General features: G+C 23.4%; 17 protein-coding genes. 5 read left to right on the top strand and 12 right to left on the bottom strand.

Annotation, left to right across the window (positions count from 1 at the left end; genetic code table 11):
• Positions 1-13: 13 nt before the first annotated feature.
• The 8 genes from yajC to cysS form a co-directional block, all read right to left on the bottom strand.
• On the bottom strand, positions 14-322 hold the full coding sequence (yajC, locus tag TGUWTKB_RS02635; RefSeq protein WP_041063315.1) for a preprotein translocase subunit YajC: 309 nt from the start codon (positions 320-322) through the stop codon (positions 14-16).
• Between the two features lie 34 nt (positions 323-356).
• Complete coding sequence (tgt, locus tag TGUWTKB_RS02630) at positions 357-1,469, bottom strand: tRNA guanosine(34) transglycosylase Tgt (RefSeq protein WP_041063314.1); 1,113 nt, start codon at positions 1,467-1,469, stop codon at positions 357-359.
• A gap of 24 nt (positions 1,470-1,493) precedes the next feature.
• A complete protein-coding gene (queA, locus tag TGUWTKB_RS02625) occupies positions 1,494-2,555 on the bottom strand; it encodes a tRNA preQ1(34) S-adenosylmethionine ribosyltransferase-isomerase QueA (RefSeq protein ID WP_041063313.1) in 1,062 nt (353 codons plus the stop codon).
• A 45-nt stretch (positions 2,556-2,600) separates the two neighbouring features.
• Positions 2,601-3,281, bottom strand: coding sequence for a thiamine ABC transporter ATP-binding protein (gene thiQ / locus TGUWTKB_RS02620; RefSeq protein ID WP_041063312.1), 681 nt, complete (start codon positions 3,279-3,281; stop codon positions 2,601-2,603).
• On the bottom strand, positions 3,265-4,908 hold the full coding sequence (gene thiP, locus TGUWTKB_RS02615; protein ID WP_052459570.1) for a thiamine/thiamine pyrophosphate ABC transporter permease: 1,644 nt from the start codon (positions 4,906-4,908) through the stop codon (positions 3,265-3,267). Before thiP ends, thiQ begins: the two co-directional genes overlap by 17 nt.
• Positions 4,884-5,798: a thiamine ABC transporter substrate binding subunit gene (gene thiB, locus TGUWTKB_RS02610; RefSeq protein WP_408605741.1), complete on the bottom strand. Its 915-nt coding sequence runs from the start codon at positions 5,796-5,798 to the stop codon at positions 4,884-4,886. Before thiB ends, thiP begins: the two co-directional genes overlap by 25 nt.
• Positions 5,799-5,933: 135 nt before the next feature.
• Positions 5,934-7,883, bottom strand: a complete 1,950-nt coding sequence (locus tag TGUWTKB_RS02605) for an exoribonuclease II (protein WP_041063309.1) — start codon at positions 7,881-7,883, stop codon at positions 5,934-5,936.
• 72 nt (positions 7,884-7,955) lie between these two features.
• Positions 7,956-9,359: a cysteine--tRNA ligase gene (gene cysS / locus TGUWTKB_RS02600; RefSeq protein WP_041063308.1), complete on the bottom strand. Its 1,404-nt coding sequence runs from the start codon at positions 9,357-9,359 to the stop codon at positions 7,956-7,958.
• Positions 9,360-9,543: 184 nt separating this feature from the next.
• On the opposite strand from cysS, the gene TGUWTKB_RS02595 reads away from it, so the two are divergent.
• From TGUWTKB_RS02595 to purT, 4 genes are read left to right on the top strand one after another with little or no spacing between them, the layout of a single operon-like run.
• On the top strand, positions 9,544-10,266 hold the full coding sequence (locus tag TGUWTKB_RS02595; protein ID WP_041063307.1) for a UDP-2,3-diacylglucosamine diphosphatase: 723 nt from the start codon (positions 9,544-9,546) through the stop codon (positions 10,264-10,266).
• A gap of 49 nt (positions 10,267-10,315) precedes the next feature.
• Positions 10,316-10,825: a 5-(carboxyamino)imidazole ribonucleotide mutase gene (gene purE / locus TGUWTKB_RS02590; protein WP_041063306.1), complete on the top strand. Its 510-nt coding sequence runs from the start codon at positions 10,316-10,318 to the stop codon at positions 10,823-10,825.
• 2 nt (positions 10,826-10,827) lie between these two features.
• Positions 10,828-11,907 carry an ATP-grasp domain-containing protein gene (locus tag TGUWTKB_RS02585; RefSeq protein ID WP_041063305.1) on the top strand — a complete coding sequence of 360 codons (1,080 nt, stop codon included), beginning with the start codon at positions 10,828-10,830 and terminating at the stop codon, positions 11,905-11,907.
• Between the two features lie 40 nt (positions 11,908-11,947).
• Complete coding sequence (gene purT / locus TGUWTKB_RS02580) at positions 11,948-13,132, top strand: formate-dependent phosphoribosylglycinamide formyltransferase (protein ID WP_041063304.1); 1,185 nt, start codon at positions 11,948-11,950, stop codon at positions 13,130-13,132.
• 85 nt (positions 13,133-13,217) lie between these two features.
• Here the strand turns inward: purT and TGUWTKB_RS02575 are convergent, their stop codons facing one another.
• Positions 13,218-13,415, bottom strand: coding sequence for an Hha/YmoA family nucleoid-associated regulatory protein (locus TGUWTKB_RS02575; RefSeq protein ID WP_041063302.1), 198 nt, complete (start codon positions 13,413-13,415; stop codon positions 13,218-13,220).
• A 244-nt stretch (positions 13,416-13,659) separates the two neighbouring features.
• On the opposite strand from TGUWTKB_RS02575, the gene TGUWTKB_RS02570 reads away from it, so the two are divergent.
• Positions 13,660-14,289, top strand: a complete 630-nt coding sequence (locus tag TGUWTKB_RS02570) for an MBL fold metallo-hydrolase (RefSeq protein WP_041063300.1) — start codon at positions 13,660-13,662, stop codon at positions 14,287-14,289.
• 67 nt (positions 14,290-14,356) lie between these two features.
• Here TGUWTKB_RS02570 and TGUWTKB_RS02565 read toward each other — a convergent pair whose 3' ends face one another.
• From TGUWTKB_RS02565 to pncB, 3 genes are all read right to left on the bottom strand, one after another.
• Positions 14,357-15,490: a porin gene (locus TGUWTKB_RS02565; RefSeq protein WP_041063298.1), complete on the bottom strand. Its 1,134-nt coding sequence runs from the start codon at positions 15,488-15,490 to the stop codon at positions 14,357-14,359.
• A gap of 163 nt (positions 15,491-15,653) precedes the next feature.
• On the bottom strand, positions 15,654-17,033 hold the full coding sequence (asnS, locus tag TGUWTKB_RS02560; RefSeq protein WP_041063296.1) for an asparagine--tRNA ligase: 1,380 nt from the start codon (positions 17,031-17,033) through the stop codon (positions 15,654-15,656).
• 119 nt (positions 17,034-17,152) lie between these two features.
• On the bottom strand, positions 17,153-18,346 hold the full coding sequence (gene pncB, locus TGUWTKB_RS02555) for a nicotinate phosphoribosyltransferase (protein ID WP_041063294.1): 1,194 nt from the start codon (positions 18,344-18,346) through the stop codon (positions 17,153-17,155).
• Between the last annotated feature and the right edge of the window lie 722 nt (positions 18,347-19,068).

Raw genomic sequence — 19,068 nt, 5'->3', positions numbered from 1 at the left:
AACCTATAACAAATTATAATTCATTAATGGTGCCTTTAGGCAAAATAGAAGCAATAAAGTCACGTTTAATAACAACTTCTGTTTTTTCGTTTAAAGCAATACTAATATATCCAGTTTTTTTGATGTTTACTACACGTCCTAATAAACCACTAGTAGTAATAATTTCATCTCCTTCAACAATCGAATCTATAACTTTTTTTTGTTCGTTTAAACGTTTTTTTTGAGGTAAAAAAACAACAAAATAAAAAGTAACACCAAATAATATTAATATTAATATTAAAGAATAAGGATTACTCTGATCAGTAGAGTGTATATTTGACATTTTTTTATTCCTATATTATATATTTCACCATTTGTTATCTTAATATATTATTTTTTATATAGAAATCATTAATAAATTTCTCAAGATTGTTATTTATAATAGCCATTCTTATATTTCTCATAAAAAACTGATAATAATGAAGATTATGAATAGTATTTAATCTCATACCTAGAGTTTCATTACATTTGTCTAAATGATGCAAATATCCTCTACTATAATTTTGGCATGTATAACATAAACATTCATAATCTAATGGACGTAGATCAGTTTTGTATTTCGTATTCCTGATTTTTATAATTTTTTTATTTGTAAACAAATACCCATTTCTTGCATTCCTTGTAGGAATGACACAATCAAACATATCGACACCATTTAATACTGCTGTAATAATATCTTCCGGTTTTCCAATACCCATAAGATAACGAGGTTTTTTAGAAGGAATTTTAGAACAAATATATGATAGAATGTTATTTATATCTTTTTTTGGTTCTCCTACTGATAAACCACCAATAGCGTAACCATCAAAGTTTATATCTAATAATTCTTTTAAAGAAAAAAGACGCAAATCTTTATAGATACTACCTTGAATAATACCAAATAAAAGTTTTTTCTTTGTTGTAATGGTTTGAAAACATATTTTACTTCTTTCAGCCCATTTTAAAGATCTTTCCATTGATTTTTTAGCATCTTTCCAAGTAACAGGATATGATGTACATTCATCAAAAATCATAAAAATATCAGATCCAAGATCATTTTGGATTGATATCGATTTTTCTGGATTTAAGAAAAAATATTCACCATTAATTGGACTTTTAAACTTTACTCCTTTTTCGTTAATTCTTCTAAATTTTTTTAAGCTAAAAACTTGAAAACCTCCAGAATCTGTAAGAATTGGTTTTTTCCACTGAATAAAATTATGTAAACCATTATAAGATTTTATAATTTTTGTTCCTGGTCTTAAAAATAAATGTAAAGCATTACATAATATTATTTGTGAACCAGTATTAGTAATCTCATCTATGGAGAGACTTTTTATCGTTCCATATGTTCCCACTGGCATAAAAGTAGGCGTGTCAATAACGTTGTTATTGATAATAAGACGACCGCAACGCGCTTTTCCACATATTGCATCAATCTTAAATTTCAATATTTTCTCCTAAAAATTTAATGTTTAAATGTGAGGATCATTACTAATAAACATTGCATCGCCATAACTAAAAAAGAGATACTTTTTTTTAATTGCTTCCTGATAAGTTCTCATGAGCAGTTGACGTCCAACAAAAGCTGAAACTAAGATAATTAAAGTAGATTTAGGCAAATGAAAATTCGTAATTAACGCATCAATAACTCTATATTTCCATCCTGGATATATAAATATATTTGTTTTACCAGAGTATGGAACAAAATTTTGATTGTTGTTTATAGCTATACTTTCTAATGCTCTAACTGTACTAGTACCTACTGCTATTATTTTATTACCTCTAGCTTTACAAGATAAAATTGCATTAATTGTTTCTTGTGAAATATTTAAGTATTCATCATGCATAGTATGATATTTTATATTCGTTTTTCTGATACTTTTAAATGTACCAATCCCGATATGTAAAGTTATAAATGCTGTTTCTATATTCTTTTTTTTAATTTTTTTTAATAATTCTTGATCAAAATGTAAACCTGCAGTATGCGCTGCAATTGAACCAATATTTTTTCCATATATTGTTTGATAATATTCGTAATCTATTTTTTCATCAATACGTTTTATATATGGAGGCAATGGAATATGACCTACTTCATAAAGAATATCAAGTGTATTAAAATTATTTTTACTAAAACTAATAATTGCTTCATTTTTAATAATTTTTATAATAATTGCTTCTATATATTGAGTAGAATTCTTTCTTTTTTGTAAAAATATCTTTGAACCTAATGATAATGGACGTTTTGAATAAATATGTACTAAAATATTTTTGTTGTCTAAAATACGTTCTACTAAAATTTCTATTTTTCCTCCAGTATTTTTATGTCCATATATTCTAGCAGGAATTACTTTGGTATCATTAAAAATTAATAAATCTCCTTCATTAATTTTGTTTACAATATCGTAAAATTTCGTATGAGTTATTTTACCACTGATTTTATTTAGTATAAGTAATCGACAACTACTTCTTTTTTTTTGTGGAAAACGTGCAATTAGTTTAGTAGGAAGATCAAAAAAGAATTTAGATATATGCATAATTTTAAATATTTTTTTTCAATTAATTAAAATATTGAATAGTTTTTACTTATAAAAATTTTCAAATTTTTTTATTGCTTGATTAATTAAGCCATCAAATACAATTTTTCCTTTGTCTATTAATATACTTCTTAATGAAAGATTCTTAAAATCATCAAGATGATGAGTAATATTTAGTAAAGTGATATTATATTCGTTACAAATTGTATCGATCAACTTGATAATTTCTTGTCTTAAAAAAAAATCTAAACTTGAAAATGGTTCATCTAATAGTAATACTGGTCTTTTTTGCAATAAACAACGACTTAATGCAACACGTTGTTGTTGTCCTCCTGATAATTGATAAGGAAAAAATTGCATTAAATCAATAATTTTCATCTTTTCTGCTATTTTTTTTATTTTTTTTTTTTCTAAATCATTTAGTTTTAATCTAGAATTTAAAGCTAATCCTATATTTTCATAAACAGTTAAATGCATAAAAAGATTATTTTCTTGAAATAACATTGAAACTGGTCGTTGATTTGAATAAATTTTAGTATAATCATAATTATTAATAAAAATTTTTCCTTGTATAGGTTGAAAAAAACCAGATATTAAGTTTAAAAGTGTAGTTTTACCAGAACCACTAGGGCCTATTACAATGATTTTTTCTCCTTTTTTAGCTGTAAAAGAAAAATTAAAAATTGTGTTAGCATGCCGATACTTTATATCAATTAATTTTAACATTTTTAAATAAAATATTCTCAATAAAATAAAATAATAACAAACAAAAAAATAAAATAAAAAAAGATATTACATTTGCATCTTTATAATTGTAATTATTCATTTGTTCATAAAGATATATTGGCAATGTGCATATATTATCATTTTTAAATAAACCAAGAATTCCAAAATCTCCGATTGAAAGAATACAAGAAAAAGCTAAAGCATATGCTATTTTTTCTTTTAAAAAACGAAATTCTACAAAGATAAATCGATTAATACCAGAAATATTTAAAGATTGACAAAGATTATTATATTTTTTGTTAAAAATAAACATTGGATGTTCTAAAATTTTTATTATATAAGGCATAACAAGTAAAGTATTATTAAAAATAAATAAATTATTAATTAAATATTTTGTATTATCAAAAAAGTTATGAAATAAAAGAAAAAAAGTTATAGATAAAACATTACTTGGTATAGTTAAAATTAAAATTCCACTTATTCTTAATATTTGCGCTTTTACTTTAGAAAAGTATACATTTAATTCACGAATAGTCCATAATAACATTATGGAAAAAATTAAAGCAAAAATACTTGATGTTAATGAAATTTTGATGGATGAATAAACAGCATTTAAAAAGTTATGGTTTTTCAAGATAGAAATTATATTTTCTTGTATACCGTAATAAACTATCGTAAATAAAGGAGGTAAGAAAAAAAACATAGCAATCATGATTATGATCATATCTACTAATTTTAAAACAAAAGAATCTTGTGTATAATTTGAAAAATTAGAAGCATATTTTATCGAAGTTATAATTTGGAGGTTTTTAAAGCGTTCATTGATTAGTAAAAATATTAGACAAATAAAGAATTGAATACAAGATAATAATGCAGCATAACTTGGATTAAAATTAAAATTTAATGATTCATAAATGAGCACTTCAATAGTAGTTGATTTAGGTCCACCTCCTAATATCAAGGCTATAGTAAAAGTGGAAAAACATAAAATAAAAATAAGCGTAAAAATAGGTATTATTTGATTTCTTAAAAAAGGCCACTCTATTAATTGAAATCTATTCCAACCATATATATTTAGTTGCGAAGATAATTGGCAATATTTTTCAGAAATATTTTCCAAATTTTGTAAAAACAAACGAGTAGCAAGTGGTAAGTTTAAAAAAATATGTGTGATTAAAATTCCTTTAATACCATATAAAGAAAAATTATAAGAAATATGAAAATACGTACAAATTTTTGCAAGCCATCCGTTATGACCATAAATCGAAACTATACCTATTATAATAACTAAAATAGGTATGACTAAATTAATACTAAAAATTTGTAATAAAAGTTGACGTCCTAAAAATTTTCTTCTATGTAAAGCTTGAGCTAACATTATAGCTAATATTATAGATAAAAAAGCAGATAATATAGCTTGCCAAAAAGAAAAAAACACTACATGATGTAAATATTTATCGTGTAATAAAATATCAATCCACTTTTGGTTGTTTTCTTCTAAATGAGAAATTTTTCTTAATACAAAAAAAACTGACATTATAATAGTATATAAAAGAAAAGATATCATTATTCCAGGTATAATAATTAAATTTTTATTGTTTTTTAATTGTTGATTGCTTCCTGCCATTCTTTAATCCATTTTAATCGATTTTTTTCTATTAATATTTCATCTAAATTTAATATGTTTTTAGGAAAAATGATTTCTTTATAAGATTTTGGTAGTTTTTTTTGAATTATTGGATACATCCAATTTTTTTTTGGAATAAATTCTTGAAAGTCTGGTGTTAAAACAAAATTCATAAATTTTTTAGCTAATTGTAAATTTTTACTATTTTTTAATTGTGCTACAACTGATACTTTTAAAACATGACCTTCAGGAAATATACAAGCAACATAGTTTTTTTTATTTTCTTTCATAATATGATATATTGGGGAAGTTGTATAACTAAGTACTAAATCAGCTTCTCCTTTTAAAAATAAAACATAAGCATCGCTCCAAGTTCTTGTAATGGTAATTGTTTTTTTTGATAATTTTTTCCAAACGTTAATTGAATCATGAGCATAAATTTTTTTAATCCAATAAACAAAACTAAATCCTAAAGAACTTGTACGAGGATTTTCATAAATAATATTTCCAATTTTTTTATTTTCTACTAAATCTTTGAGACTTTTTGGTGGAGTTTTGAGTTTGTTTTTATCATAAATAAATGTGATACATCCGTACTCAAAAGGCATAAATATAGGATTGTTCCAAAGTATTGGTAAGTTTATTTTTTTTATATCAACATCATGTTTCATAAACAAACCTGTTTTTTCCGCTAATTTCATTAGATTTTGATCTAATCCAATAACAATATCAGCTGTATTGTTTTTACCTTCTAACCTTAATCTATTTAATATAGCGAAACTATCTTTTAACGAAATATAATTTATTTTACATTTATATTTTTGTTCAAATTTTTCCTTAATTTCCAAACCTGGGCCAAAATTGTTAGTAAAAGAATTACATGAATAGATTGTTAAAATAGATTTTGCAGATACTTCAGAAAAAAAAATAAATAAAAAAACTAAAAAAAAAATTTTTTTATATTTCTAAAAAAGTTTATAAAAGTTAAAGATAATTTTTTACGTAACATAAAAGATGTTATTTTACTATATTGATGGTTTAACAACTATGTTATTGGTGTCCAATTTTACTTCATGTATTTTAACATAAATTATATCAGAAATTTTATATAGAATTTTTTTTTTTAAGTATAAAATACCTTGTTTGTTATTTACGAATAAAAAATCATTTTTATTCACAATAAAAGATAAAGGAATAAAAGCTATTGCTCCGTTTTCTATTAAACATACACGTATTCCAAAACGGAGTATACTAATAATTTCAGCTTTAAAAATATAATTTTTATTATTGATAGAAGATATATATTGAGCATAAAGCCAATTTTTAATTTCACGTTCTACCACGCGGTACATTCGTCGTCTTTCATGTATTTTTTTAACGATAGATTCTTTGGGACACTCAACTTTATTATTAAAAATAACAGATTTAATTAATCGATGATTAATTAAATCACTATATTTCCGAATAGGTGACGTCCAAGTAGCATATGAATTTGTTCCTAATCCAAAATGAGGGCCCGATTTCGTTTTTATTTCTTGAAAATTTTGAAATTTTCGAATATACCTTAAAAGGTATTGATTTTTTTGATTATTTAATTGACGATATATTTTGCAAAATCCTTTAACAGTAGTAATGTCATAATTATTCGTTTGAATGCCATTTTTTAATAATATTTGCACTACTTCTTCAATATGTGCATCATCAAAACCAGTATATATATTATATATACCGAACCCTAATTTATCTTTTAAAAATTTTCCTGCGCATATATTTGCTATAATCATAGCTTCCTCAACAATATAATTTGCAGTTCTGCGATACTCAACAAAAATATTAGTAATTTTACCTTTTTCATTCATAGAAAAACGATATTCAGGAGCGCTTTTTAAGATTAACGTGTTTTCGTAACGCCATTTTCTACGTATAAGATAAAAACTGTATAATAATTTTAATTGATGAATAACTTTTTTATGAAAAACTACTTCTTTTTTACTATTTTTTTTTTCTAAAAAATTTGAAACATCATAGTAAGCCAATTTTTCTTTAGACTTTATCCATGCAAGAAAAAACTCAATACTGTTATTAATAATAGTTCCAATTTTATTTATTTTTACACGACAAACTAATGCTGATCTTAATAATGAAGGTTTTAAAGAACAAAGATTTTCCGATAACTGATAAGGTAACATCGGAATATTAAATCCAGGAAAATAATAAGTAAATGCACGTTTTTCAGCTGTTTTATCAACTTCACTATTTTTTGAAAAATATGCTGTAGGATCTGCAATTGCAATTGTAAGACAAAAAACTTCTTTTGATATTTCTTCTATATATAATGCATCATCTATATCTTCAGTATTACTATTATCAATAGTGATAAAATCTAAATGAGTTAAATCTATTCTTTTATTAGAAATATCTAAAATTTTTTTTTCTGTAACAATGTTTAAATCTTTATATTCTACATCGTAACGAGATAAAGTAACTAACCAAGGAACTAAATAATTTGTTTCTCTAGCAATAAATGTAATTAATTTAGCGTAAAAATAGTCGTTTCCGTTTAGTGGATGACCACACATTTCTGCTATTAACCAATCTCCTGTTTTTAACATTTTTTTTTGAACATTATTATTTAAAAAACAAATAATTTTTTCTTTTTGATATTTATAAGTTGCATAGATAAAAAAACGGTTGTTTTCTTTTTTTATTTGACCCACAAATCGTTTTAAAAAAGGTTCAATTAATTTTTCAGGTTCTGCTTTATTACAATTTTCTGACAAATAAACAAGAGCAGTAATTTTATCACCATTCATAACTTTATTTTTTAATGAACTAGGAATAAAAAAACTTTTTTGATGAACTGTTTCAAGAGAACAATATCCTTTATTATTTTTTTTTACAGTGCCTTCAATGCGTAAAAAATTTTCTTTAAATTTATTTTTAAGTTTTATGAGTATAGGGTTATCATGCAACATGTGTTATTAATATCTTATATATTATTTATTAAATATTAATTCATAATTTTAAAAATCATTTTAAAATATAAATTATTTGTGTTTTTTTTTAAAAAAACTACCTTTTAAAGTATCTTCAATTAAAATATCCATTTTTTTTAATCTTTCTCTGATTTTATCAGCAAGTATCCAATTTTTTTCTTTACGTGCATTATTTCTTATAATGATTAATTCATTAATTTGATCAAGCTCAATTGTTGATATAGTTGGTGTTTTTTTATTCAAAAAATATGATGAATCATTATTTAATAATCCTAATATATTACCTAGCTTACGTAATTTTGTAGCGAGTAAATTAACTATCTTATCTTTTCTGTTTTTTTTATAAAAATTAATTTTTTGTGCTATTTTAAACAAAATTGAATAGGCTTTAGGAGTATTAAAATCATTATTCATAGCATTGCAAAAAGAAATATCATATTCTTTTGTATAATTAGTATTATCTTCTATTTCATGTGTATTATTTAATGCTTTATATAAATGTCGTAACGCAGATTCTGCTTGATCAAAACTTTTTAATGTACAATTAATAGGTTTTCTATAATGACTAGACAAAGCAAAGTATCTAATTGTTTCACTATCATATTTTTTTAAAATATTTTTTAATATAAAAACATTGCCTAATGATTTAGACATTTTAACTGAATTTAACATTACCATTCCAGAATGAATCCAATAATTTGGATAACTCTCACTATCATATGCACAAACGGATTGTGCAATTTCATTTTCATGATGTGGAAAAATTAAATCAGAACCGCCACCATGAATATCAAATTTTTTTCCAAAATATTTATAACTCATAGCAGAACATTCAATATGCCAGCCCGGTCTACCATAACCCCAAGGTGATTTAAAATTAAAAGTTTGATTAGAAGCATCATATTTCCATAAAACAAAATCCTCACAATTTACTTTACTTGACACATTAATTCGCGTATTTAATTTCAAATAATTAATCTTTTGATGTGATAAACAACCATAATTTTTATAAGTTTTAATATTAAACATCACATCACCATTTTTAGCTATATAAGCATGGTTTTTTTTTATTAATTTTTTTATAAAATTAATAATTTCTGTAATACATTCTGTAACCTTAGGTTCGAAGTTTGGTAGAATTAAATTAAGCAATTTAAAGTCTTTATTCATTGCTTTTATCATATCGTTTGTTAATGTAAAGATGGTTTTTTTATTCAATATTGCTTGATTAATAATTTTATCATCTATATCAGTAATGTTACGAATATAGTTAACTTCATATCCTATATGTTTAAAATAACGTATAATCATGTCAAAGATAATAAACGTTCTACCATGTCCAATATGACAAAAATCATAAGGTGTTACACCGCAAATATATATATTAATTTTTTTCGGATTAATAGGTTTAAATATTTCTTTTTTTCGATGTAATGTATTATAAATTTTTAGCATTAAATTTATCCTAATAAAGTTATATTAATTAGATAAAAAATGATAAAATACATTATATATTATATGCGTATTTTTTTACTTTTTATTTTATAGTCAAAAGTGTATTTTTGTTTCAAAAACATTAGATAATTTTTTTTCAAAACGCATAATTCATTATTTATTATTGATATTTTTTATTTTAAATATGTCACACACACTTTTTATTTCTGATTTGCATCTTTCTCAAAAAAAAAAAACTGTAACTAAATCTTTTTTTAAATTTTTAAAAAAAATAACAAAAAATTGTGATGCTTTATATATATTAGGTGATTTATTTGAAATATGGATTGGTGAAGATTACTCTAGTATTTTATATAAAAAAGTTACTATATTCTTAAGTTTATTAACTTTTCCTGTTTACTTTATTCACGGTAACAAAGATTTTTTAATTAATGAAACATATGCAAACAAAAGTAATATGATTATTCTACCAGAAAAAAAAATATTATTTTGTTATGGATACAAAATTTTAATAACACATGGTGATATATTTTGCACTAAAGATTTCAAATACCAACAGCTTAAAAAAATTTTACAGAAAAAGTTTTTAAAAAACATTTTTCTTTTATTACCTTTATTTATAAGAAAAAAAATTGGAGCATATATACAAAATAAAAGCAAAAAAATAAATAAGTATTTTAGAACAGATACAAACATTGATGAAAAAAAAGTTTTTGAAATAATGAATGAAGAAGATGTACAAATATTAATTCATGGACATACTCATAAATCCGGAATACATAAAAGTAAAGGATCAAAAAAGTCTTATAAAAGGATAGTATTAAGTAAATGGAAAAAAAACAAAGGCTCTTATGTAAGAGTTGATGAAAATGGTATTAATCTTTGTTTTTTAAATTTCGATAATTGAATAATAATGGTATTTATTAATAAATCACAATCACGAAAAGTAATAAAATATGTTTAAAAAAAAATCAATAGTACCTGTTGCTGTAATAATGGGATCCAAAAACGATTGGAATATTATGAAAAATTCTTGTGATATTTTACAAAAATTATCCGTTTCTTTTTATAAAGAAGTTATTTCTGCACATCGAACTCCAGATAGATTGTTTAGTTTTGCAGAATCTGCAGCAAAAAAAGGATTTAAAATAATTATAGCAGGAGCAGGTGGATCCGCTCATTTACCTGGTATGTTAGCATCAAAAACATTAGTTCCTGTTTTAGGTGTTCCTATTAATAGTACTGTTTTAAATGGAATAGATAGCTTATATTCCATAGTGCAAATGCCAGGTGGTATACCTGTAGGTACTTTATCTATTGGAAAATCTGGAGCAATAAACGCAGCTTTATTAGCAAGTCAAATTTTATCCATTTATGATAAAAATTTACAAATACGTTTACAAAATTGGAGAAACGAAAACACAAAAAATATATTAAAAAACTCACAATTCAATGAGAATTCTTAATCATGAAATTAATATACGTATTAGGTAATGGACAATTAGGTCAAATGCTTAAGCAAGCAGGAGAACCTTTAGGAATTAAAGTAATGTTCATCAATAAAAATACAAAATCTTTAATAAAATTTTTTGATGCTATTACAATAGAAACTGAAAATTGGCCAAAGAATATAATTACTCAGACATTAATAAAAAATCCTCTTTTTTTTAACTATAATGCCATAATCTGTTTAACGGATCGCTTAACACAAAAGAAATTTTTAGATCAATTAAAAATGCCTAATGTTAAATGGATATATTTATCAAAAAAAAAAACGTTAAAAGACGCTTTCCAAAAATTAGGTAAACGTTTAATTTTAAAAAAAAGAACTGGTGGATATAATGGTCTCTACCAAAAATTTATAGAAAAAGAGAATGTTGAGAACAATAAACAAGATTATCAACAATATATTTTTGAAAAAAAAGTTGATTTTATTGAAGAAATTTCTTTAATTGGTGCACGTTCAAAAAATAATCATATTGTTTCATATCCTATTACATATAATTTTCACGAAAATAGTATGCTGAGAGCAAGTATTTCTTTTAAAAAAACAAATAAAAATATTCAAAATCAATCAGAAAATATACTAAAAACTATAATGAACCAATTAAAATATGTAGGAGTTATGGTAATAGAATTTTTTTTAATTGATTTCAATACATTATTAATTAATGAGATAGCACCTAGAGTTCATAACAGTGGGCATTGGACACAAAACGGAGCTTCTATTAGTCAATTTGAATTACATCTTCGTGCTATTTTAGATTATCCTATGTACAACCCAACGATTTGTTACGATTATTCAGTAATGATTAATTTAATTGGGATTGATTTTAATATGTTGTGGATTAACCAGTCTTCTGTACATTTACATTGGTATTCAAAAAAAACGTTTAAAGGAAGAAAAGTTGGTCATTTAAATATAGTTGATAATAATTATTTACGATTATGCAAAACTTTAAAAAATTTACAAAAAAATTTACCTAACAATTATGCTTCAAGTATAGAATGGTTAATAAAAAAAATAATATTGCATAATAAGTTTTAAAAAATATTATTATATCGTTTTAAATTTAAAAGGAATAAATATGATTACAATTGGAACTCCACTTTGTTCTAGCGCAACTCGTGTAATGTTATTAGGTTCTGGTGAATTAGGAAAAGAAATAGCTATAGAATGTCAACGTTTAGGAATAGAAACAATTGCTGTTGATAGATATCAAAATGCACCTGCAATGCAGGTTGCACATAAGCAATATGTTATCAATATGTTAAACGAAAAAGAATTATGTATGTTAATAAATCAGGAAAAACCAAATTTTATTGTTCCTGAAATTGAAGCTATTTCTACTACAACATTACTAAAATTAGAAAAAAAAGGTTATAAAATAGTTCCTAGTGCTTATGCTATAGATTTAACAATGAATAGAGAAAAAATTCGCTCTTTTGTCAGAAATCAGTTAAAGATTCCTGCTGCAAAGTATTATATTGCAAATAATAAAATAAAATTTATAGAAATGATAAAAAAAATAGGTTTCCCATGTATTGTAAAACCTTTAATGAGTTCTTCTGGAAAAGGTCAAAGTGTGCTTCATAACTTTGATAAAATTAATGAAGTATGGGATAAAACACAAAAAGAAAATAGAGCTCATATCGCTAGTAGCGTTATTATCGAAGAATTTATAAATTTTGATTTTGAAATTACTCTTTTAACTGTTAGTGCTGTGGATGGCATCCATTTTTGTAGTCCAATTGGTCATCGTCAAAAAAATGGTGATTACAGAGAATCTTGGCAACCCCAAGAAATAAATGATGCGATAAAAAAATCTGCGTATAAAATTGCAAAAAAAATTGTTCTTTCTTTAAAAGGATATGGAATATTTGGGGTAGAATTATTTATAAAAAATAATGAAGTTATTTTTAATGAAATCTCTCCTAGACCTCATGATACTGGATTAGTTACATTAATATCTCAAGATATGTCACAGTTTTCTTTACATGTACGTTCTTTTTTAGGCATACCTATCGGAAGTATTAGAAATCATAACTTTTATTGTGCTTCCTCTGTTATATTGTCAACTATTAATAGTAATAACATTAAATTTAATTTTTTAAAAGAAGTTCTAAAAAAAGATATTGAAATAAAATTGTTTGGAAAACAACATGGTTTTATTGGAAGGCGTTTAGGTATTGTTCTATCAAAAAGCAATATATCAATTAAACATGCTATAAAACAAGCAAAAATTTTTGCAAAAAAAATCGTAATAACATAATAATAATTTTCTTAATGTTGTATATATATAATGTAAACTACTTCTTATATTTTATCGAAATAAAATATATATTAAATAAAAACAATTATTTTTTTTCAGAAACATAGGGGATTTTATCTAACATCTTTCCTATAATTATTTCTTCTTTTCTATGATTATATGCATTTACAAAGTACGCTTTTTCATTAATCTGAATTTCATGATACATATGATTGTAAACTCTTTCTAAAGTGTTTAATGTACGACAACGGCGAAATTTTAATAAATAATCAATTTTTTTCATTTTTTTATCTTTTTTTAAATTTTTGTTATTAAAATAATTATGAAATATTTTTATTTTTTATAAAGTTATTTAATTACATTTCATTTTTTAATATCGATATTAGTGATTTCTACAAATTAACGACAAGGATAATAAAATAAAATTTTTAATATTTGAAGAAAAAACTTTATAAAATTAATATAATTTTTATGTTTTTTTATATATTCATAAAACCAATACTTACAGTAAGGCAAATACATTAAAAATGTTAGATTATATTATAGTACCTGTAACTATTTTTCATCAGAATTGTTCGATTGTTTGGTGTAAAAAAACTTATATAGCTACCATCATAGATCCTGGAGGAGATACAAACAAAATAAAAAAAGTTATTACTGATAATAAACTTGTTCCTACTAATATATTAATAACACATGGACATATTGATCATATAGGAGCAGCAAAAATAATATCTAATTTTTATAAAATTCCAATATTCGGTCCTCATAAATACGATAAATTTTTATTAGATAATTTATCAGAACAAAATAAAATGTTTAATACAGATTTAGAGTATCTTAATTTTTTACCAAATTCTTGGTTAGAAGAAAACAACAAAATCAAAATTGGTAAATTAATTTTTAATATTATTCATTGTCCTGGACATACTCCTGGGCATATAGCTATATTTAATCAAAAAAATAATTTTTTAATATCTGGAGATATTATTTTTAAAAATGGTATTGGTAGAACAGATTTACCTGGTGGTAATCTAAAAGATTTAATATTATCAATTAAAGAAAAAATATTTACTTTAGGTAATAATATTACTTTTTTGCCAGGTCATGGTCCAATATCAACTCTTGGAGAAGAAAAAAAATTGCAACTATTTTAATAATATATCTTGTAACTAATTGCTGAGAAAAACGAGATGGCCTCTCGTTTTTCTTCTATTAATATATCTAAAAATTATAAACGATACCCGTTGAAAAACTGTTATCTAAACGTGTTTCTATATCGCGATTCTTATGTAGTTTATTTAATACTATTTCAGCATAAACGAAAGCATTTTTATTAAAGTAAAAAGTAGTGTTTATTTTAAAATCATTTCCTACTGGAATATTTCCATCATCTACAGTGTTTTGAATATGATATCCTTCCAATCGAGAATAAAGAATTGAGGCATTTAGTCCAAAATCAAATCTATATTGAATCATTGCTTCAACATTTCTAGCTTTAGTAATACTGCCATGTGCAAAATATCCTCCATCATGATATGTTATTCCTTCAAGATATATTCCGTTTAAAGATTGTGAATAACTTAATGCAAGATATAGTGGTTTTGTGTCATATTTAAAAGCAGTAGTCCAATATTCACTACGGTGGCCTACTCCAAATATAATAGGATGTGCAGCAGTCGCTTCTTCATTACGGCGTTTTTGCATACCATAAGCAAAAGAAAAACCCATATTAAATGGTGTAATGTATGTTAAAGAAAAACCGTAACCGTTATCATTATAACGATCTTGTCTATCGGTTTTAAATAAACTTTTTTGAACATATTGAGCAGCAATATCTAATCCATCAAAAAATCCAAATAGATCAGAGTTACGATATGTAAAAGCTCCATTCATTCTACCAGCAATTGTATTGTTTTGAACGAATTTACTACCAAAATGTAATTTGTTTGTCCATGATAATGCATCATTTATTACACCATAATTATGTCCATAGTCTAAAGAACCTAAATAAGGTATTTTGATACCAGCAAATGCTAAATTATTGTTTATCGAAATATCATTTTCATGTTTAAATCCAAATTCTACTTTATTTGTAGGAATAGAATATTCTAATTGCCCATAACTATAAATTAAATTATTAACTGTTGATTCACCTTTTAACCCTATTTGTATATTAGATTGATTACCGTTAAGATCAGAATATCCTGTTTTTTCTTTACTGATGTCAAATTGTTCTCGTATTTGACCGTAAATTTCTATATTATTTTGATTATCGTTTGAAATTTCTGCAGCGTTTAAAGAGTTTATGCTAAATAAAATGGGGATAATGATTGCGAGTATTTTTTGCTTAATCATTATTTTCTACCTCACAAATTTTATTAATATTTTCAATTAATTTTATTAATTTTCGAGAAAGTTCATGCACTATATTTTTATATAAATTTATTGGTTATTTTATTTTATTGATGAAAATATATCATGATTTTTACCATAAAGAAAATAAGCTAAAATATTTTTTTTAAAAATTAATATTTTTTGGAGTTCTTGGAAACGGAATTACATCTCGTACATTTTTTATACCTGTTACATAGCTTAATAAACGTTCAAATCCCAGTCCAAAACCAGAATGATGAACTGTTCCATAACGACGAAGATCACGATACCACCAATAATCTTTTTTAATTAACCCCATTTCTTGTATTCTATTATCTAAATATTTTAAACGTTCTTCGCGTTGAGATCCTCCAATAATTTCTCCAATACCTGGCACTAAAACATCTATTGCAGCAACTGTTTTTTCATCTTCATTTAGACGCATATAAAAAGCTTTAATTTTTTTAGGAAAATTTTTAATAATAACTGGTTTTTTAAAATACTTTTCTGTTATATATTTTTCATGTTCTGCAAAAAAATCCATTCCCCAAAAAATTTTTCTCTCAAAATTATTTTCATATTTTTTTAAAATTTTAACGACATCATCGTATTCAATTTCTTCAATATTATTACATATAAAATATTCAAAATGAGATAAAATATTTTCATTCACTGTTTTTTTCAAAAAATCTATATCATCCATACATGTTTTTAAAAGATTTTCAAGAACGTTTTTTAACATAGATTTAATAAATACGATAATATCGTTAAGTTTATAAAATGCTATTTCAGCTTCTAACATCCAGAATTCTGAAAGGTGTCGACTAGTGTTAGAATTTTCTGCACGAAAAACTGGACCAAAATTATATACTTTTGATAAAGCACAAGCAAAACATTCTAAATTTAACTGACCTGATACAGTTAAATAACTTTCTTTCCCAAAAAAATTTTTCTGATTATTTTGAAGTGTTTCAGTTGATTTCATGTGTGAAACATAAAACATTTCTCCAGCGCCTTCTGTATCTAAAGAAGTAAGTATGGGAGTTGGTATCCATAAAAAACCTTCTTGATTTAGAAAAGAAAAAAAAGATTGTGCTAAGTGATGTCGTATTCTAGAAATTACTCCAATTATTTTAGTACGAGCACGTAAATGAGAAACTTCACGAAGATATTCAATGCTATGATTTTTTGCAGATATGGGATAATTTTCTGGATTCTTGATCGTACCAATAATTTTAATATCATGTGCATAAAGATCATATATTTGAGATCTACCAACAGATTTTTCTAAATTTCCTAAAATAATAACACTACAACCACTATTCAATTTTTTAACTTCACTATAATTTTTTATAGTATTAGGTACAATTATTTGAAGATTATTTATACAAGAACCGTCATATATATGAATAAAAGAAATTCCAGATTTAGAATCTCTTTTTGTTTTTATCCAACCACGCACGGTAATTTTAGTTTTTATTTTTATATGATGCTTGAGTACATCAGATATTGATACAACTTTCATAGAAGTTTCTCACTAAAATAAATTGATTTAAAAATATTATTAAAAATATTCATTTTTAAATATCTTTTGATGAAAAAAAGATATTTGTTATAAAATTGCTATGCAGACAAATAATTTTTTTAATTTATAATTGGTAAATTATATGCTTTATGTAAAGTTTGTATAAAAGACTGATCTTTACAAATAGTTTTACCAGGGCTATCAGAAATTTTTGCTACTGGTTTTCCATTACATTCAATTAATTTAATAATAATATTTAGAGGATTAATATTAGGAATATCACAACTTAAATGTGTTCCTATTCCAAAAATTACATTAGTAAGATGACCAAATTTTTTATATATATTTAATGTTTTATCTAAAGTTAGATTATCTGAAAATATTAATGTTTTATTTTTAGGATTAATTCCTAGTTTTTTATAATGTAAAATAGCTTTTTCACCCCATTTTAATGGATCTCCTGAATCATGACGAAGTCCATTATATTGACATGCAAATTTTTTTCCAAAATCTTTTAAAAAAGCGTCCATATTGATACAATCAGTAAGAGCGATTGAATATTGATTATAATATTCTTCTAACCATACTTGTAACGCTACGCGTTGACTATTAGCTAATATAGGACTAATTTGTTGATGTGCTTGAAACCATTCATGCGAATTTGTACCAATTGGGGGAAGATTAAATTTTCTTGCAAAGTGATAATTACTAGTTCCTATAAACCATGGAAAACTTTTTTTTAGTGTTAGAATAATTAGTTCTTGAACTTTTTTTGAAAATCTTCGTCTTGTTCCAAATTCAATTAATTTAAAACGGGACATATCTAATTTTTTTGTTTTTTTATAAAAATTGTATAATTTTTCTTGTAAAAAAATTATTGCTTTATTTGGTAAAATTTTTGGTGATCGGTTTCGATGTACTATCTCGCTAATTACAGCTAGAAGCGGTGTTTCCCACATAACAACTTCTAACCATAAACCTTTGATAGAAATTTTTAATTGGTTATTATAGTTATATATTTTGATTAATTTTGGGTTATAACGAAATTTTTTTAACCAATTTTTATAATCTTTTTTAAAACAGTTAAACTTAGATATATAATTAAGTTCTTCATTTTTTAAATAAAGAAATTCCATCATTTTTATTTCTTGATATATTTCTTTTATATAACAACCAATAAAATCTTTACTACGACAATAAAATTCTGCTTTCACTCTTACATTATAATAACGGTGAAAAATTGCTTGTTGTATATAAAATTTATATACGTCTGTATCAAGTATTGTTTTAATAATTGGATCAATTATTTTCATATTTTTTTTTTTTTATTTTTAAACAATAAAAATTAGTTTTAAAATTAATAATTAAAAATATTTAAATAAAATAAAAATATATAAAATATTGTTTTATTTACATATTTTAAAGTTTTTTTCATAATAAAAAGAGCAATTTTAAAATAAAAAAACTATTTTTAGTATGATTTGAAAATATGTTTTTTGCAAAACTATAAAATATTATATATGAAAAAATTTTTTATTTTCACTGTGCTGTAAATACTTACTAAAATGAAATAAAAAAAATTAAAAAAATTTAAGTGTTTTATAAATATAATGTAGTCCCTTTTTGGTGATACTTAAATTAAGAACGAAATATATAAAAAAAGATATATATTAAAATTATTACAATAAATATTTTTTTTGTTATTTATAATTATATTATAAAAATTTTTATTTAAATAATAAAATAAATATTTTAAAAAACATACATATTGTATTATTGTTATTTTATCTATCTTAATGAGTAAATTTTAGTATCTACATATCTTTAAAAACTATTCTTAATTTTTGTTAGTCTTTATAATAAAAAGTATATAATATATTATATTTAAAAAAAAATTGTGAGAAAAAATATTTTCTGAAAAATTTTTTTACTTTTTCTAATAGAAAATCTATATTTTTTTGTTAAATTAGTTAAATTATTTTTGCATATTTTTGTATATTTCTGAATTTTTTATATATAGAAGTGAATAGTTTTA

Source organism: Candidatus Tachikawaea gelatinosa (assembly GCF_000828815.1).
Taxonomy (GTDB): domain Bacteria; phylum Pseudomonadota; class Gammaproteobacteria; order Enterobacterales; family Enterobacteriaceae; genus Tachikawaea; species Tachikawaea gelatinosa.
This window is presented reverse-complemented; position numbering and strand designations above follow the sequence as displayed.

Coding starts and splice junctions, on each gene's coding strand:
- yajC (WP_041063315.1), bottom strand. CDS start 322: ATGTCAAATATACACTCTACTGATCAGAGTAATCCTTATTCTTTAATA.
- queA (WP_041063313.1), bottom strand. CDS start 2,555: ATGCATATATCTAAATTCTTTTTTGATCTTCCTACTAAACTAATTGCA.
- thiQ (WP_041063312.1), bottom strand. CDS start 3,281: ATGTTAAAATTAATTGATATAAAGTATCGGCATGCTAACACAATTTTT.
- thiP (WP_052459570.1), bottom strand. CDS start 4,908: ATGGCAGGAAGCAATCAACAATTAAAAAACAATAAAAATTTAATTATT.
- TGUWTKB_RS02605 (WP_041063309.1), bottom strand. CDS start 7,883: ATGTTGCATGATAACCCTATACTCATAAAACTTAAAAATAAATTTAAA.
- cysS (WP_041063308.1), bottom strand. CDS start 9,359: ATGCTAAAAATTTATAATACATTACATCGAAAAAAAGAAATATTTAAA.
- TGUWTKB_RS02595 (WP_041063307.1), top strand. CDS start 9,544: ATGTCACACACACTTTTTATTTCTGATTTGCATCTTTCTCAAAAAAAA.
- purE (WP_041063306.1), top strand. CDS start 10,316: ATGTTTAAAAAAAAATCAATAGTACCTGTTGCTGTAATAATGGGATCC.
- TGUWTKB_RS02585 (WP_041063305.1), top strand. CDS start 10,828: ATGAAATTAATATACGTATTAGGTAATGGACAATTAGGTCAAATGCTT.
- purT (WP_041063304.1), top strand. CDS start 11,948: ATGATTACAATTGGAACTCCACTTTGTTCTAGCGCAACTCGTGTAATG.
- TGUWTKB_RS02575 (WP_041063302.1), bottom strand. CDS start 13,415: ATGAAAAAAATTGATTATTTATTAAAATTTCGCCGTTGTCGTACATTA.
- TGUWTKB_RS02570 (WP_041063300.1), top strand. CDS start 13,660: ATGTTAGATTATATTATAGTACCTGTAACTATTTTTCATCAGAATTGT.
- TGUWTKB_RS02565 (WP_041063298.1), bottom strand. CDS start 15,490: ATGATTAAGCAAAAAATACTCGCAATCATTATCCCCATTTTATTTAGC.
- asnS (WP_041063296.1), bottom strand. CDS start 17,033: ATGAAAGTTGTATCAATATCTGATGTACTCAAGCATCATATAAAAATA.
- pncB (WP_041063294.1), bottom strand. CDS start 18,346: ATGAAAATAATTGATCCAATTATTAAAACAATACTTGATACAGACGTA.